Source organism: Oceanicoccus sp. KOV_DT_Chl, assembly GCF_900120175.1.
Lineage (GTDB): Bacteria > Pseudomonadota > Gammaproteobacteria > Pseudomonadales > Dasaniaceae > Oceanicoccus.
Genome location: NZ_FQLF01000007.1, coordinates 242,028 through 257,753 on the forward strand (window position 1 = coordinate 242,028; position 15,726 = coordinate 257,753).

At 46.5% G+C, this 15,726-nt stretch carries 17 protein-coding genes; 6 read left to right on the forward strand and 11 right to left on the reverse strand.

The features are described 5' to 3' along the window. The first annotated feature begins 121 nt into the window (after window positions 1-121). From UNITIG_RS22340 to UNITIG_RS22360, 5 genes are all read left to right on the forward strand, one after another. Window positions 122-1,174 (forward strand): efflux RND transporter periplasmic adaptor subunit, encoded by a 1,053-nt coding sequence (locus UNITIG_RS22340; protein ID WP_101760536.1) that lies wholly within the window; start codon window positions 122-124, stop codon window positions 1,172-1,174. A 4-nt stretch (window positions 1,175-1,178) separates the two neighbouring features. After that, window positions 1,179-2,771 carry an efflux RND transporter permease subunit gene (locus UNITIG_RS22345; RefSeq protein WP_101760537.1) on the forward strand — a complete coding sequence of 531 codons (1,593 nt, stop codon included), beginning with the start codon at window positions 1,179-1,181 and terminating at the stop codon, window positions 2,769-2,771. Beyond that, window positions 2,756-3,235 carry a hypothetical protein gene (locus UNITIG_RS22350; RefSeq protein ID WP_101760538.1) on the forward strand — a complete coding sequence of 160 codons (480 nt, stop codon included), beginning with the start codon at window positions 2,756-2,758 and terminating at the stop codon, window positions 3,233-3,235. Before UNITIG_RS22345 ends, UNITIG_RS22350 begins: the two co-directional genes overlap by 16 nt. Before the next feature lie 41 nt (window positions 3,236-3,276). After that, entirely contained in the window at window positions 3,277-4,281 is a 1,005-nt protein-coding gene (locus UNITIG_RS22355) for an efflux RND transporter permease subunit (RefSeq protein ID WP_235015579.1), read from the forward strand. Between the two features lie 68 nt (window positions 4,282-4,349). After that, entirely contained in the window at window positions 4,350-5,177 is an 828-nt protein-coding gene (locus tag UNITIG_RS22360; RefSeq protein ID WP_101760540.1) for an NAD-dependent protein deacetylase, read from the forward strand. On the opposite strand, the gene UNITIG_RS22365 is transcribed toward UNITIG_RS22360, so the two are convergent. The 3 genes from UNITIG_RS22365 to UNITIG_RS22375 all read right to left on the reverse strand — a co-directional run bounded on the left by UNITIG_RS22365 (window position 5,170) and on the right by UNITIG_RS22375 (window position 7,154). Then, complete coding sequence (locus tag UNITIG_RS22365; protein ID WP_101760541.1) at window positions 5,170-6,138, reverse strand: sensor domain-containing diguanylate cyclase; 969 nt, start codon at window positions 6,136-6,138, stop codon at window positions 5,170-5,172. The genes UNITIG_RS22360 and UNITIG_RS22365 overlap by 8 nt on opposite strands. Before the next feature lie 91 nt (window positions 6,139-6,229). Further along, window positions 6,230-6,691 carry a VOC family protein gene (locus UNITIG_RS22370; RefSeq protein WP_101760542.1) on the reverse strand — a complete coding sequence of 154 codons (462 nt, stop codon included), beginning with the start codon at window positions 6,689-6,691 and terminating at the stop codon, window positions 6,230-6,232. Between the two features lie 109 nt (window positions 6,692-6,800). After that, the gene (locus UNITIG_RS22375; protein ID WP_101760543.1) at window positions 6,801-7,154 is read right to left on the reverse strand and encodes an acyl-CoA thioesterase; all 354 of its coding nucleotides are present in this window, start codon (window positions 7,152-7,154) and stop codon (window positions 6,801-6,803) included. Window positions 7,155-7,412: 258 nt separating this feature from the next. On the opposite strand from UNITIG_RS22375, the gene UNITIG_RS22380 reads away from it, so the two are divergent. Next, window positions 7,413-8,744, forward strand: coding sequence for an NAD(P)/FAD-dependent oxidoreductase (locus UNITIG_RS22380; RefSeq protein WP_101760544.1), 1,332 nt, complete (start codon window positions 7,413-7,415; stop codon window positions 8,742-8,744). 85 nt (window positions 8,745-8,829) lie between these two features. On the opposite strand, the gene UNITIG_RS22385 is transcribed toward UNITIG_RS22380, so the two are convergent. The 8 genes from UNITIG_RS22385 to UNITIG_RS22420 form a co-directional block, all read right to left on the reverse strand. Next, window positions 8,830-9,900 (reverse strand): molybdopterin dinucleotide binding domain-containing protein, encoded by a 1,071-nt coding sequence (locus UNITIG_RS22385; RefSeq protein ID WP_101760545.1) that lies wholly within the window; start codon window positions 9,898-9,900, stop codon window positions 8,830-8,832. Next, complete coding sequence (locus UNITIG_RS22390; RefSeq protein WP_101760546.1) at window positions 9,894-11,003, reverse strand: molybdopterin-dependent oxidoreductase; 1,110 nt, start codon at window positions 11,001-11,003, stop codon at window positions 9,894-9,896. Before UNITIG_RS22390 ends, UNITIG_RS22385 begins: the two co-directional genes overlap by 7 nt. Before the next feature lie 176 nt (window positions 11,004-11,179). Continuing rightward, complete coding sequence (locus UNITIG_RS22395) at window positions 11,180-11,518, reverse strand: hypothetical protein (protein ID WP_101760547.1); 339 nt, start codon at window positions 11,516-11,518, stop codon at window positions 11,180-11,182. Window positions 11,519-11,533: 15 nt separating this feature from the next. Then, a complete protein-coding gene (locus UNITIG_RS22400; RefSeq protein ID WP_101760548.1) occupies window positions 11,534-11,935 on the reverse strand; it encodes a hypothetical protein in 402 nt (133 codons plus the stop codon). Between the two features lie 339 nt (window positions 11,936-12,274). After that, window positions 12,275-12,850 (reverse strand): elongation factor P-like protein YeiP, encoded by a 576-nt coding sequence (gene yeiP, locus UNITIG_RS22405; protein WP_101760549.1) that lies wholly within the window; start codon window positions 12,848-12,850, stop codon window positions 12,275-12,277. Between the two features lie 96 nt (window positions 12,851-12,946). After that, window positions 12,947-13,789, reverse strand: a complete 843-nt coding sequence (rluB, locus tag UNITIG_RS22410; RefSeq protein ID WP_101760550.1) for a 23S rRNA pseudouridine(2605) synthase RluB — start codon at window positions 13,787-13,789, stop codon at window positions 12,947-12,949. A 110-nt stretch (window positions 13,790-13,899) separates the two neighbouring features. Continuing rightward, the gene (gene scpB / locus UNITIG_RS22415) at window positions 13,900-14,757 is read right to left on the reverse strand and encodes an SMC-Scp complex subunit ScpB (protein ID WP_101760551.1); all 858 of its coding nucleotides are present in this window, start codon (window positions 14,755-14,757) and stop codon (window positions 13,900-13,902) included. Further along, a complete protein-coding gene (locus UNITIG_RS22420; RefSeq protein WP_235015580.1) occupies window positions 14,754-15,716 on the reverse strand; it encodes a ScpA family protein in 963 nt (320 codons plus the stop codon). The genes scpB and UNITIG_RS22420 overlap by 4 nt, the downstream gene beginning before the upstream one ends. Between the last annotated feature and the right edge of the window lie 10 nt (window positions 15,717-15,726).

Here is a 15,726-nt window from a genome sequence, read left to right on the forward strand (position 1 = left end):
CTACCCCCCTCCCCTTGCAGGCACCACTTATTTCCATCGTGATAAGTGCTATAGTTATGCCTATCAACACCGCAGCTCAACACTTCGACCCAGTAGCGATATTCCCCCTCAGGAATCCAATATGTTAAAAACGCTTTATCTCACTCTAAGCACCGCTTTATTGGTCATCGCCTGTAGCGATCAAGCGCCTCTGGATAGCGAAGCCATAGACCGGCGCATTAGTGTCGCACCGATCACTATCACGCCACGAGCCGTAGTTGGCCAAATTCACTCGTTAGGCGTGCTGGAATCGGCAGGATCAGTCACCGTCAATGTGGAGTTCTCCGCTCCGGTTACCAAAATATTAGTGGATGAAGGCCAACGGGTTAAAAAAGGACAAGCACTTTTAAGTTTCGACACCAGCAAGCTAGCCTTGCAACGTGAGCAAACGTTGCAAAACCTGGCTCAAGCCCAATCCCAACTGACCAATGAAACGTCAAATTTCGAACGACTTACGGTACTGGCCAAACAGCAATCAGTTTCGCAACAGCAACTGGACAACGCCGCCTACACGTTTCAATCGGCACAGGCCAATGTGAGCCAGTTGCAAGCCACTCTCAAACTGATCGAAAAAGATCTAACTAGCAGCAACGTTATCAGCCCCATTAATGCTGTGGTTAGTGAAAAGCTGGTTGAGGTCGGTGTGGTCACCTCACCGATGGAACCGTTATTAAAACTGGAAGCCGATAACAGCATGCGCTTTGTGTGTTTTGTGAGTGAGTCGGTAATGCCGTATTTACAGGTGGGATTGCGCGCCAAAGTTAGCACTGTCGCCGGCACCTTTGAATCTTCAATTTATTCCATTTCCGCCAAGGCAGATTCACAGACAGGTAATTTCGAAATCAAAGTACTACTCGAAAATGATACTGGCCGTCTGCGCCCGGGAATGACTGGCGATATCGTATTGACTACGTTACCAGTTGAAGAACAAATTGTAATCCCGGAGCAAGCGCTGGCCGCCTACAACGACCACCATGTGGTTTATCGCATTGAAGATGGCAAAGCGATTCGACAGCGCGTTGACGTGCGGCTCGGTTTCAACGACCAACTGTTTGTAAACAAGGGGCTAAAGTTTGGCCAGATGATTGCCACCGAACATGTCAATTTATTAACCGACGGTTCAGAGGTGGAGTGACATTATGGAATCTATGATTCGCTTTTGTATTGATCACTCCAAACTCGTCAACCTGGTAATGGTGGTTGTCAGTATCCTCGGCATTATCAGTTTCGAATCCGCCCGATTCGAACTTGTTCCCGTGGTGGAAATGGGCGTAGTAAAAATCACCACCAATAAACCGGGCGCAGGGCCAGAAGAAATTGAACTAGCGGTTACCATTGTGCTTGAGGAAGAACTGTTAAAAGTTAAAGGCGTTAAAAAAGTATACTCCCGCAGCATCGAGAATATGTCGCTCATCACCTTGCACATGGATCAAAACCTTAAAGATAAAAATAAAGCGCTGAATGAAATTCAACAAGCGGTCGACCGCGCACAAACACGACTACCACAGGATTTACTGGAAAAACCGGTCATTGAAGAATTGACTAATAGCAATAACGCTATTGTCGACGTCAATGTCAGCGGCAAAGTTTCGGAAGACATGCTGCGTAATATGGCGCGTATTCTAGAGAAAAAGCTGCGTACCTTACCGGGTATTGCTGGTGTCGACATCGTCGGCTACCGAAAACCCGAAGTCCATTTGCAAATCAACCCGAACAAGCAATTACAACTTGGTCTGTCCCTCGATGAAGTGCGACAAGCACTCGCTAACCGCAATGTGCGCGACAGCGGCGGCGCGGTAATGTCAGTCAGTGCAGAGAAAAAAGTATTGGCCGTGGGTCTATTGGAAGACCCTTTAGATGTTGGTGAAGTTGTTATTCGCAGCCGCGGGCCTGGAAATGAAGTACTGGTGCGAGATGTCGCCAAAGTATTACCGAGCTATGAAGCCTGGCGTACCCAAGTAGTCAGTAATGAGATGCTGGTCATAACCCTAAAGGTCAAGAAAAAACCTGACGCTGATTTGATTAAAACTACCAATTTAGTTCGCGCCTTTATTGAAAAGGAGCAACACGTCGCGCCGGCCAGTGTCACTATCGATATTTCACGGGAAAGCAGCCGCGTCACACTGGATATGTTAGATACTTTAACCTCCAATGCCATGCTTGGCCTGATTTCTGTTTTTGTTATTCTGACCTTGTTCTTTGGCCGCAATCTGGCGATGTGGGTAAGCCTCGGCCTGCCCTTTTCAGTACTCGCTTGCTTTTATTTTTTAACTTTTACGCCTACCACGATTAATACGCTCACCCTTTTAGCGATGGTATTAATGCTGGGCATGCTGGTGGATGACGCCATCGTAACGGCGGAATGTATTCAGCGCTTCCGGGAGCTGGGTGAAACACCCCGCGAAGCCGCTATCAAAGGTACGGTCGCAGTTGGCGCCCCGGTCATTGTATCGGCGTTCACCACGGTGTTGGCTTTTATTCCATTATTTTTTATTGGCGGAGCCGAGGGACAGTACGTGGCCGTATTCCCCTTGGTCGTGGTGTTAATGCTGGGCGCGTCGCTGTTTCAAAGTAAATTTATTTTGCCCAATCACCTTGCCCGATCCAAAATGAAAATCAAAAACACCCAGTGGATCATACGAAGCAGCCAATATTACGAACGTTTGTTACGCGCCATGCTTGAACACCGGGTGCGTTCGCTTAGCATACTGTCGCTGTGTTTTTGTTTCTGATGGTGATTAGTCTCGCCTTCCTGCGCATCGAGCTCCATCCTGAAACCGCAATGGATACTGTGCTGATTCAAACCGAACTACCCACCGGCACCCCGTTTGACGCTAATGTTGCACAGGTAAAACTCTTACAGCAGGCCATCCGTGATGACCTGGACCCTGGCGATATCAAAAATATCAGTACCGTTGTTGGCCACCATGACACCGATATGTTTGGGTCTTCTGACGGCTTAAATCAGGCTTGGGCAATGACTACCGTGCAGTTCAGTCATCGTGACGACATGACTACCTCACATAAAAAGGCCCTGCAAAAAGTTAAAGATATCGCGGCCAAACAAACCCAGTTTTCGTTAATTTATGCAGCAGCAGCCTCCGGTGCACCGGTATTGGGAGAAGCGGCAGAATTAGAAATCATGTCTGAAGACAGCCAGCGCTTTAAGGTGGCTGAAGACATGAAAGATTTCTGAAAAATCAACCAGGCGTACTGAGAGCATGGGATAGCCGCACCATGGGCAAGAGTGCGCTCGATCTGCAATTTGATTACGGCAAACTGGCGGCCTATGGGCTAAACGTCAAACAGGTGTCAGACGCCATTAAAGTCGCCATGGATGGTTTAATCATTGGCGAGCAACAAACCGCCGTTGAACGGATGTACTACCGGCTCAATATGCAGCATGAAGACGAACCTAGCATGAGTGAATTGATGGATCTCTTTATCATCAATCAACGGGGTGAACCTGTAGCTCTGCGTAGTGTTGCAGAGTTTGTTATGCGACCAGGTGATGCTGATATTAAACACTATGCTGGTCGCCGCACCGTTACTGTCTACGCAGAAATCGATCGCCAGCTTACTGATGTTTCCACCATCAATAACCGACTCAGTGAGTATGTGCGCGACTATCAACGCACACATACCATTCCTAGCGTGAGTTTTTTTCAGGGCGGTGAAATCGAGCAACAACAGCAATCCATGGGTGATATCACCATTGCCTTTGTTACCTGCTTATTGCTCAGCTTTATGGTATTGGTCGCGTTATTTAATTCTTACAGCCAGCCATTAATCGTGCTTGCTGTTCTGCCTTTTGGCATGGTCGGCGTATTTATGGCGTTTGCTATACAGGGTTTGCCGTTAAGCTTTCTCGCCATAGTTGGGGTGTTAGGTCTGGTTGGCGTGTTGCTGAATAACTCTGTGGTGATGGTACACACGCTCAACACGGGCAAACGAAAAATTGATGATGAGGCTATTGTGCGTCGAGCCGTTACTCGCTTCAGGCCTATCGTTATCACTTCATTAACTACCCTGGTTGGACTGGTGCCTGCTGCTTATGGTTTGGGGGGTGAAGACCCATTGGTAACACCAATGGTCATGGCGATGGTGTGGGGTGTAATGTTTGGCACCGTGGTATCACTGCTGATGCTACCGTGTATTTTTGCCATCAATCAGGATATCCGAGCAAAACTATTTAACACAGTGGATGACAATACAACCCAGTTACCGCAAGAAAATAGTTAGCCGCAGTTTATGTAAGCCAATTATAAATTATTCAGCCCATGACAGCGTAATAGGTATGCGATAGAGCTATGCTTAGCCCTCCTCCATTACAATTACAATCACTCATCGATTTTGTTGATCAACGACAAAATCTTTTAGTGATCACTGGCGCGGGCATCAGTGCCCAGTCTGGTATTCCTACCTATCGAGATGATAATGGCAGCTGGCAACATAGCCAACCTATCCAGCATCAAGACTTTATCGACAAGTTGGCACAGCGCCAACGTTATTGGTCGCGCAGCGCTATTGGCTGGCCAACCATTAGTAGTGCCAGACCTAATCCCGCCCATCATGCGCTGGTGGAGCTTGAACGTCGCGGTAAAATAAAACTGTTAGTCACTCAAAATGTAGACCGCTTACATCAGTACGCCGGCCACCAAAACGTTGTGGATTTGCATGGCCGCCTGGACCAAGCAATCTGTTTAGGCTGTGGTAGCACCGAATCAAGAGAACAGATACAGCAGCGCTTACTTGCTAACAACCCTTTTCTCAGTAAGCTAAAAGCCGAAATAAAACCGGATGGCGATGCCGAAGTCGCCGATACGGCAATAGAAAAAATTCAGTGCCCACTGTGCTTACACTGTAATGATACGCTGATGCCTGACGTGATTTTTTTTGGTGGTAGTGTGCCAAAACAGCGGGTAGAAAAAATCCTGAGTGCCTTAGCCTCAGCAGATGGTGTTTTAATCGTGGGATCTTCGCTGATGGTTCGATCAAGTTACCGGTTTTGCGTTACAGCCGCAGAGCTTAATATTCCTATTACTGCTATCAATAAAGGGAAAACCAGAGCTGATGATATTTTAAGTTTAAAAGTAGAAGCGGATTGTAGCGAAACGCTGCAACAATTAATTAGCTGACGGATTTACGATTTTTTTTGTCTTCATACATAGCTTTATCCGCCTTTTCTATCAAACCTTCAATATTCCAATAATCCATACTTTCACTGACGACCAGACCGCAAGAAAATTCAAGGGTATAGTCTTGCATACTGGCAGTGGTAATAGAGCTTAATCGCTCGGTAAACCGGTTAATAATTTGCTTTGATTTAACCAGGTCGGAATTAACAATCAGCACCACAAATTCATCACCACCGAGTCGGGCATATATATCGGCATCTCTAAAACTTTCTGACATTTGATTGGCGAACATTTGCAATAAGCGATCGCCCTCTGCATGCCCATACTTATCATTAATAGCTTTAAAATTATCTAAATCAAAATATCCAAGCGTTGCAGCCAAGCCCTGGCGATTACACAATTCTAATCCATGAATAGCCAAATTCAGAAAACCGCGCCGATTAGCAATACCGGTAAGTTCATCTTTAGTCGCCAGCAAGATGGCAGCAAGCTCACTCTCAACCATACACGCCAAATCTTTTAGACTTAATAAATCCTCGTCTGACATTTGCTTAGGCTGGGTATCAATAATACAAAGAGTTCCCAGCTTTTCGCCATTAGGAGCTGTAAGTGGTGAACCGGCATAAAATCGAATATCAGGAGGTCCGGTCACCAGAGGGTTATCTGCGAAGCGCTCATCTTCCAGTGTATTAGGGATATAAAAAATGTCATCGCCTAAAATGGCGTGACCACAGAAAGATATGTCTCGCGGTGTTTCTGAAGCATCCAGGCCTACACAGGATTTAAACCATTGCCGATTCTCATCAACCAAGCTGACCAGCGCTATAGGTACGTCAAATAGCCTTTTAGCCATCCGGGTAATTCGATCAAAACGCTCTTCATGATCAGTATCAAGGATATTCAGCGAACGCAAAGTCGCTAAGCGCTGATATTCTGTCGTTGGAATTTTCGGTGCTTGCATAAGCCAATTTCACCCCTATCTGCTACCGGCCATGAGTATATCAACCGGCATCAACCTAATAAGCGATCCAGGCTATCTTACCTAAGTGCAATTAAGAGTACGTCCATTGCTTGGCGGGAGCAGTGCCTTGCTGGTATTCAATGCACTGTACATCAAACCAAATAGGTAATAAACATTTAACGTAAAACGCCCGCACCGTGGTTGGCTCCACTACCAGATCATCATATTCTTTAATTTGAATATCCGGGTTCTCAGCCTGCAACGCTTTAGCCTTGGCAAGTAAAGCATCTACTTCGGCGCGAGTTTCAAACAACAAACCTAAATGATCGTAACCGGGTGAATGTAGTGGGTCGGGGCTTTCCGCACAAAGAATAAATTGGCTCACTTCAGCATCCAGCATTAACAATAATGCTTTCTGCCCTACTATTTCTACTTCTATTGTATCCCAACCAAATAACTCTTTATAAAAATCGCCAATTGCCTTTTTGTTTTCTGCTGTCAAAAAACCTTCCGGAAAAGTTAACTCCATATGATTGATACGCATATTCGCCATAGTCTTAATACCTACAAGATAATTAATGTCATCGGGAGAATATTAACCTGTTAATAAGCAGCAATGAATTACTGTCAGGTAATGTATAAGCGGTAATAAAAATAAATCTTCAATCCTGAAGCGAGAGCGGCTTGCCGTCTGCGCCCACATTGACAAAGCTGATATTAGTCGCAAATAGCGGCTGATCGTGTCCGGCCAGCTTTTCGCCTATGACCTCAACGTGGTATTGCAGTGACGTGTTGCCCCGACGTAGACAGCTGATATCAAAACGAAGAATCTCACCCGGTAATACCGGATGCTGAAAGTTCACCTGATCCAATGACACGGTGACCAAGCGATTGCCAGGAAATTCAAGACTGGCAGTAATATAGGCATATTCATCGACCCACTTGAGCAAGTTTCCGCCAAAAAGAAACCCTTGGTCATTAAGGTATTCGGGAAGAACTATGGTGCGATGCTGCATGCGCTATCCTATTATTAGAGGGTCACTGACGAAAGCTGACCAATAGAGTAATGGATTAGCCATTGATTTAACAATCCCGCTCAAACAATCCGCACATTTTATTACATCACTGCGATCAATAACCGTTATCTACCCACAGACTTTCAGTTACTTTCATTCCGCTATAAACTGCGCCCATTGCAGACCACTCGATGCAGGTAATATGCCCATGCCGTCACCACGACAGTATCGGCATATTTCTTTAAGCGAGTAAGTATCATGAAAATAGTCATTGTAGGAGGCGGTGCTGGAGGCCTTGAATTAGCCAGCAAACTCGGAAAAAAACTCGGTAAAAAGGCTAAAGCAGAGGTTGTGCTAATTGACCGCAAGCCTACCCATATCTGGAAGCCACTGTTACATGAAGTGGCTGCCGGTTCTCTGGATGCGGCGGTAGATGCTGTCAGTTATCGGGCTCATGCTTATCAACACGGTTTCAGTTTTAAATTAGGCACGCTGCAAGGCGTAGACCGTCAACGGCAATGCATCCAGCTCGCCGCCGTCACCGATAACAGCGACCTCACCAGCGAAGAAGTATTACCTGCCCGGGAAGAGTCTTATGATTATCTGGTGTTGGCGATTGGCAGTATCAGTAATGATTTTGCTACGCCTGGTGTTGCCGAACACTGTCGATTTCTTGATGCACCTGAACAGGCTATTCGCTTTCACGACAAATTGGTTAGCCGTTTTATTCGACTCAACCGCAAACTTGCCGAGGGCGAAGATCAACGCCTGCATATCGCTATTGTCGGTGGCGGAGCGACCGGTGTAGAGCTTTCTGCCGAATTGTTAAAAGCCCGTGAATGGTTTGCCACTTATGGTTTAAACAAATTACAGAGCCACCATCTCACCATTTCATTAATTGAAGCCGGGCCACGATTACTGCCCGCCTTGCGACCGGAAATTTCCGAATCAGTACTCACCGAACTCAATAAACGCGGCGTTGATATAAAACTCAATACCCAAGTCGCGCGCGCTGAAACAGGAGCGCTGATCACCAATGATGAGCAGCGTATTGATGCCGACCTAATGGTGTGGGCAGCAGGTGTAAAAGCACCTGAATTTTTACAGCAAATTGATGGCCTGAGCTGTAACCGTGCCGGACAATTATTAGTCGAACCCACTTTGCAAGTACAAGGCGACAAAAATATCTTTGCCATAGGCGACTGCGCTGGTTTCTTACTTGCCACCGACACCCTTGACGATGGTAGCGAGCGCCAGCGCTGGGTACCGCCACGTGCGCAATCAGCACATCAAATGGCCAGCACCGCCGCCACCAACCTGCTAGCACTCTACGCAGACAAACCACTGATCAGCTATCGCTATCGCGACTATGGATCACTGGTTTCACTGAGCGGGTACACCGCCTTCGGTACACTGATGGGCGGACTTACCGGCGGTAGTTTGAAAGTAAAAGGACGTATTGCCAGGCTCACCTATGTATCGCTATACCGTATGCACCAGTTCGCTATCCATGGCTGGCTACGGGTCATACTACTAACCCTAACGGATAACATTAACCGCTTTTTACGGCCGAGATTAAAAGTACATTAATAATTTTTTGCCACATAAAAAAGGGGCGGTAAACACCGCCCCCTTTTCCGCTCAATAAATATATTGGTGTAAACTCGCAATGAATTTAATGGGTGACACTTTTTACGTCCACCACAATACCGTTCAATTGTGACATCCCTGAAATAGGCTCCATACTGACTAAACCATCACGCGCCAGCACATTCACATTAACGCCTTGTGTTTTACTTGCCACCTTTAGCGCATCCACCTGCTGATGCCCCCAGCCGTGACACAGCGATAGCGAACCCGGCATCATATCGTCGGTTACCTCCAGAGCCACTTGAATAGTACCCTGTTCATTAAACACTTCGACTAACTGACCATCCTGCAAGCCACGTAAATTAGCATCGTGCACACTCATATTCAGATGATTTCTATTATTTTTACCTTTAACAAAAGTTGGATGATTGTGCGTCCAACTGTTGTGACTATAACGCTCTCGCTTACTAATTAATTTTAATTTACCAGCAATACTTATTTCTTTGTCAAAATCCATTTCCAAATCACCCAACTGTTGGCAAAAATCCGTAGGCGCCAGCTGTATTTTTCCATCTGGAGTGGCAACACGATGGCCAATAAAACTCCCCGCCTCGATAGCAGGTCGTGCCACACCATTAACGCCACGTCGCAGCTTAGCTAAGCTACCAAAACCCGAGAAACGATTAATCAACCCTAGTATAAACACCGTGTGACCAGGTAATTTATCACCCACTAGCGGTAATTTTTTAAATGCGCGCCCCAATGCAAACAAGCCCTGCAATATCCGCGATCCGCCCATTGCCACACCCGCATAACGGCACAGTTCAAGATAAATCCATGTTTCTTCTTTGGCATTTCCTTTTAACGGTAATATTGGGTCGGTATATTGATGATAAGGTATCGGAGTTGTACCCATTAAGCTATTAAATGTAAATGGAATATCTGCTCGTTCTAACCAGTGGCTCCCGGGTAACAGATAATCTGCATATAAAGCGGTTTCACTTTCTTGCACATCAATCGCGACCAATAATTCCAATTGCTTGAACGCCTTAGTTAACCTTGCGGTATTGGCACAGGTGAGCAATGGATTACCCGCCGTTACCAATAGGGCTTTTAATTGCCCTTCACCAGCGGTCAGAATATCATCCGCTAACACCCCGCCGGCACAGTATCCATTACCAAAGGGATATCACCGAGCCTAAATTTTTGTAACGGCTTCGCTGGGTCAAAGCGGTTAAATTTACTGACATCAAAAATACCCGTTCCCACTAAAGTACCACCGCGCTTATCCAGATTACCACTGACCGCATTGATCACTTCTTGTAACCAAAATGCCAAGCTGCCATGACTGCCCTGATTAACACCGGTAGAACTATAAATTGAGGCCCCATCAGCAGCAATATATTGTGTAACCCACTCTCGCAAGGTGTTGGCCGCTATATGGGTCACTTGTTCAACCCGCTCGGGAGACCAATCTTTTACTGCTTGTTTAATGGTTATCCAGCCAAGCATTTGGCTTTCAACTCTACCTTCATCAACACCCTGCTGCACAATCAATTCGTGCAAAAACCCCAGCATGAAAAACACATCTGTATCCGGGCGAATAAAAAAGTGCTCCCCTACTTGTTTCGCCGTTTCTGTCTTGCGCGGATTTAACCAGACAACTCTGCCACCACGCGCTACCAAAGCCTTAAATCGTTTGCTCGAATGCGGCAAACTAATAAAAGACATTTTTGAAATAACGGGGTTGGAGCCAATAGCGATAATAAACTGGCTGTTATCCACATCAGGAAAAGGCTGAATTTGCGCAGAACCATACATGCGTTCAGCTACTACAAATTTATTATTACAATCCTGCGAACCGGTATGATAGAGCTTGTGAGAATCGAAGGACTTTATAAAAGCATGGGACAATACCGGCGGTAAAAAACTCATACTGATCGGGTTACCCATATACATCCCGATCGCATCGCCGCCTTCGCTGGCCTTGAGTTGTTTTAATTGAGTGCCAATTTCGCTTAGGGCTTGCTCCCAGCTGATCGCCACTAATTTCCCATCCACTCGTTTCATCGGTTCGGTGATGCGGTCAGGTGAATCTCTGAAATCCTGAGCCTTCAATCCTTTTAAACACGCATAGCCCTTACTAGCCACATGTGATTCATTCGGGCTAACGGTAACCAAGCTGCCCTCATTATCAAATTCCACCGCCAATCCACAGGCGGCCTCACAGATCCGACAAAAGGTATGCTGAACAGGCATGAACACCTCCAATAAATAGACGGCAGATATTATTATGAATGGACATACTAACAAGGAAAATGTGCGAATAACGAAGTGTGAAGCTTTATTAATAATGACTTACTTTAAAGTACCGCTAGAAAGGTGAACGCCCGGGACGGGCAACGGTTTATTTAGCCATTGTGAATGGCAACCATTTATTGCCCCATATACTGATTGATAAGCTCAGCTAACTTTTCACCTAAATGGGTTTCGAATTCATCCAGGTTTTTCCCTACCAGCGACAAATACTTATCAGCCTGGGCATGATTCATTCGCTTACCTACAACATCAAATTGCATTTCCGGTAAGGATTTATCGTCTCTTGGCACAATATTCCAAACGATATAATCAGCGTCCAGCGACTGAAACTGCTGTTGCGCAAAGCTACAAAAATCTACAATTTTGTTTTTACCATCCGGGCCAAGACAGCCAGGTTCAACCCGGTAGGTAACGACTAATTTTTTGTCAGCGGGTAGCGACAGCGGTTGAGTCATATCAATAACTCCCTATTATTCTGGTTTCGTTACCGGGTTCATTTTCACCGCTTGCTGGCCAAACAGGCCAATCGGGCGACAATTTTTTATTGTTACCTTGCCCTGCAATAGATTGCCCTTGGAGTATTCATTGAAATGACAAACATTGGTCTTTGGGTCATAGTTTTCCACCCATAAATTATCTTCTTTCCAAGTGGCAGTAATATGATATTGACCTTCAGGCACAGTAATCGACATTAAGCCGCCGTAGTGCTTCACAAACACCTGCTCAAAATGAAAGTAGTAAGCCACCAAACCAACCAGTAACGCGCCTGTGGCCCCAACCATTCCAAACTTCCACTTATCATTACGGCCAAACACAACCAATAAGCCCATCGCGATGGCAATGACCAAAAACCAATATAAATAGGTAATCACAACTTCTCTCCTTTTGAATTTTTTTCAACTGTTGTATATGTCGCCACTGTAGAGTATAGCCTTGTCGCCAATGAATAAAGCTTTCATAAAAAATCAATAAACTACTTCATTCAACTAACAGCATGTCCGCTTTATTTACTCAAGCTCAAACTTAAACGATTAAAGACAATTATTGAATTATTATTTACATGATGCTGGCTGGAGGGGGCTTTTTCCGGACTTAATGCCCTGACATACCTGAAACAGAAGGGCCTCTGGAAAAACCCATGAGAAATATCCATTAAGACTTGCCCCCCACAGACGCAGAAGGCGACAAGACTGATAACTATGGCAAACGGCTTACTTGGCTTCTGCCCGCCCCATAAACTTACGCTCTTCGACATTCACTTTGATTCTGTCACCGGTAGATATATGTTCAGGAACCTGGACCGTCAAACCCGTCGACAATTTAGCAGGCTTGGTTCTGGAGGTTGCCGAGCCGCCTTTGATCGATGGATCCGTTTCAGTGATTTCCAGCTCAACACTGGTCGGTAGATCAAGCGCCACCGGCACCTCATCAAGCAACACCACTAACACCCCTTCCGTTGTCTCATTAATAAACAGGATTTCGTCAGCAATTGACTCCTGGTTTAAGTTATAGGGCGTGTAATCCTCGGTATCCATAAACACGTATTGATCGCCATCGATGTAGGAAAACATGACTGGCTTGCGGACTAAATCTGCCATGTTCAACATGTCCGAGTCTTTAAACGTCTCATCAATTTTATGGCCGCTAACCACATCATACATACGCATACGGTAGAGACTACCACCGGCGCGCCCCTGCGGAACTGAGCGCTCGATATCTTTTACGATATAAGCCTTACCGTTATAGTCGATAGCAGCATTTTTTTTGATTTCACTGGCTTTGGGCATTTTCTAGTCCTAACAGAAAGTTAAAGAGATTTATAAAACGTTCGGATTCTAATCGATTGGTCATTGTGCCGCTACGGGCAAGTGCCGAGTTGTGGATTATTTTTGGCGGCGCTTAATGCCCCGATTCTTGCGCTGCTGGCGTTCAATGTTTTCACGCTCTTTCGGTTGCACCTTTGCTGGTTTTTCAGCAGTCATCCCGACCATTGCGTAGAGTTCCTGGACTTCTTTAAAGGGCATTTCATCCCACTGACCTTGTCGAAGCCTGGCCGGTAGAAAAATTTTGCCAAACCGCACCCGCTTCAAGCGACTAACCTGGATCTCTTGTGACTCCCATAAACGCCGTACTTCCCGGTTGCGACCTTCCATTAGCGCCACATAGTACCAGTGGTTAGCACCTTCACCGCCACCATCAACGACATCAGTAAATTTTGCCACGCCATCTTCAAGCAGTACCCCATCAGTCAAACGCTTGATAAGAGCGTCATCCACTTGGCCCAACACCCGACATAAATACTCACGGTCAATGGCTGATGACGGGTGCATTAAAGCGTTAGCCAAAGCGCCATCGGTGGTAAACAGCATCAGCCCTGTAGTATTAAAATCCAATCGGCCTACGGCAATCCAACGACCAGTTTTTACTTTTGGCAAGCTCTCAAACACAGTGCGACGACCTTCAGGATCACTACGCGAACAAATTTCGGCTTCTGGCTTGTTATAAATTAATACTCGACCGGCAACATCCTGTTCAGCAATGGTGACAAACTTTCCGTCCATCGAAATTTTGTCGCGATCAGTGGCGCGATCACCCAGCCTGGCTACCACACCATTAACTTTAACGCGGCCTTCAGCGATCACTTTTTCCATTTCACGGCGCGAGCCCATGCCAGCTTGAGCCAACAATTTTTGCAGTTTATCGCCAGCGGGAGATTGTTCAGTCATAGGAATTATCTTTCAGTGAAATGGAAATAGTGAGTGGATCATACACCGGATCAACAGCGACAGCGCAAGCGCTATAACCGCGGGTGTTTATTTAGTCTAAAGCATAAAAACTAGCGCAAGCTGTCTTCTGCTTCTGCTTCTGCTTCTGCTTCTGCTTCTGCTTCTGCTTCTGCTTCTGCTTCTGCTTCTGCTTCTGCTTCTGCTTCTGCTTCTGCTTCTGCTTCTGCTTCTGCTTCTAGTGAGCTTACTGGCTCGGCTTCAGTATCGCCGCTCAGATCATCCGTTAATTCTTCAGCAGGGTCGGCGTCTTCAGCAACGATATCATCGTCATGCGGCACCTTAACAACGCCCGCCTCAGCCATGTCAGCTTCAAGCTCCAGTAATTTGGGATCCGGAGTATCTGCGCCTTCCAGCGCCAGCTCTTCATTCATGCTATCCAGGTCACGAATTTCTGCCAGAGTCGGTAAATCTTCAAGGTTTTTAAGATTGAAATAATCAAGGAAACGCCGGGTAGTTGCATACATTGCAGGACGGCCGGGTACATCTTTATGCCCGACCACTCGCACCCACTCGCGTTCCAGCAGCGTTTTAATAATGTTGGAGCTCACAGCAACGCCACGAATATCTTCGATATCACCACGGGTAATAGGTTGCCGATAAGCGATCAACGCCAGCGTTTCCAATAGCGCGCGCGAATATTTTTGCGGCTTTTCTTCCCACAAACGACCGACCCAATGCGATACGGTTTGGATCACTTGAAAACGATAGCCACTCGAGACTTGCTTCAATTCAAAGCCGCGTGCCTCACAAGCCTGCGCTATATCTTCCAGCGCGGCGACGATGACATCGTTTTTGGGCCGCTCTTCTTCCTCAAACAAGTCACCCAGTTGCGCAACAGTCAGCGGTTTAGCCGAGGCCATTAACGCGCCTTCAAGGATTTGTGCTAATAATTCGTTATCGATACTCATGATGATCTGGCTTTTACGTGGATGGGGCCGAAAGGTTCGCTCTGAACAATTTCTACCAGTGATTCTTTAATTAATTCCATAACCGCTAAGAAGGTAACCACCACGCCCAAACGGCCTTCTTCAACCGTAAATAATGAGACAAAGGGAGTGAACTGATTACTGGACAGCATCGTCAATACTTGCGACATGCGCTCACGGGTGGAGAGTTTTTCCTTATGGACATGATGGCTTTCAAACATATCCGCGCGGCGTAACACATCGCTCAACGCCAATAACAACTCTTTCATCTCTACTACTGGATCAGGACGGTCTTTTTTAATATCCGGCGGCGCGGCGCTGGCTTCAAACACTTCCCGACCCAATCGTGGTAATTCGTCAATATCCTCTGCCGCTTTTTTGAAGCGCTCGTATTCCTGTAAGCGACGAATCAATTGTGCCCGCGGATCTTCCTCGTCATCTTCAGCATCTGACGAGCGCGGTAGTAACATCCGTGATTTTATTTCTGCCAGCATCGCCGCCATCAGCAAGTACTCTGCAGCCAATTCAAACTGCACGGCATCCATCATGCTCACGTACTGCATATATTGATGCGTAATATTGGCGACGTTGATTTCTAAAATATCGATATTCTGACGCTTGATCAGATACAGCAACAAATCCAGCGGGCCTTCAAAAGCCTCGAGGAAAACCTCAAGCGCATCGGGAGGGATATATAAATCTTGTGGAATCTGGGTCAGGGCCTGACCCTGAACGACGGCGAAAGGCATTTCGCCCTGCCCCGAGCTGCTGTTGCGCAACTCTCTCAAACCGGGAGATTTAACTATGGCCGCTGTCTGCTCTGCGCTAGCCGGCACAGCATCTGAGGTGGCATCGGAGCCAGTAACGGCTGCAGCAGCCACCATTGGCTCTGACTCAACCTCCGGCTGTGCCTGCAACTCTGTGACTTGATCTGATGCCAAAACTAACTCG

Excerpts from the sequence above, each read along its gene's own strand:
- UNITIG_RS22360 (WP_101760540.1), top strand. The coding sequence starts at position 4,350 with ATGCTTAGCCCTCCTCCATTACAATTACAATCACTCATCGATTTTGTT.
- rluB (WP_101760550.1), bottom strand. The coding sequence starts at position 13,789 with ATGACTGAACAATCTCCCGCTGGCGATAAACTGCAAAAATTGTTGGCT.
- UNITIG_RS22355 (WP_235015579.1), top strand. The coding sequence starts at position 3,277 with ATGGGCAAGAGTGCGCTCGATCTGCAATTTGATTACGGCAAACTGGCG.
- UNITIG_RS22375 (WP_101760543.1), bottom strand. The coding sequence starts at position 7,154 with ATGCAGCATCGCACCATAGTTCTTCCCGAATACCTTAATGACCAAGGG.
- UNITIG_RS22340 (WP_101760536.1), top strand. The coding sequence starts at position 122 with ATGTTAAAAACGCTTTATCTCACTCTAAGCACCGCTTTATTGGTCATC.
- UNITIG_RS22390 (WP_101760546.1), bottom strand. The coding sequence starts at position 11,003 with ATGCCTGTTCAGCATACCTTTTGTCGGATCTGTGAGGCCGCCTGTGGA.
- UNITIG_RS22395 (WP_101760547.1), bottom strand. The coding sequence starts at position 11,518 with ATGACTCAACCGCTGTCGCTACCCGCTGACAAAAAATTAGTCGTTACC.
- UNITIG_RS22380 (WP_101760544.1), top strand. The coding sequence starts at position 7,413 with ATGAAAATAGTCATTGTAGGAGGCGGTGCTGGAGGCCTTGAATTAGCC.
- yeiP (WP_101760549.1), bottom strand. The coding sequence starts at position 12,850 with ATGCCCAAAGCCAGTGAAATCAAAAAAAATGCTGCTATCGACTATAAC.
- UNITIG_RS22345 (WP_101760537.1), top strand. The coding sequence starts at position 1,179 with ATGGAATCTATGATTCGCTTTTGTATTGATCACTCCAAACTCGTCAAC.
- UNITIG_RS22365 (WP_101760541.1), bottom strand. The coding sequence starts at position 6,138 with ATGCAAGCACCGAAAATTCCAACGACAGAATATCAGCGCTTAGCGACT.
- UNITIG_RS22370 (WP_101760542.1), bottom strand. The coding sequence starts at position 6,691 with ATGGCGAATATGCGTATCAATCATATGGAGTTAACTTTTCCGGAAGGT.
- scpB (WP_101760551.1), bottom strand. The coding sequence starts at position 14,757 with ATGAGTATCGATAACGAATTATTAGCACAAATCCTTGAAGGCGCGTTA.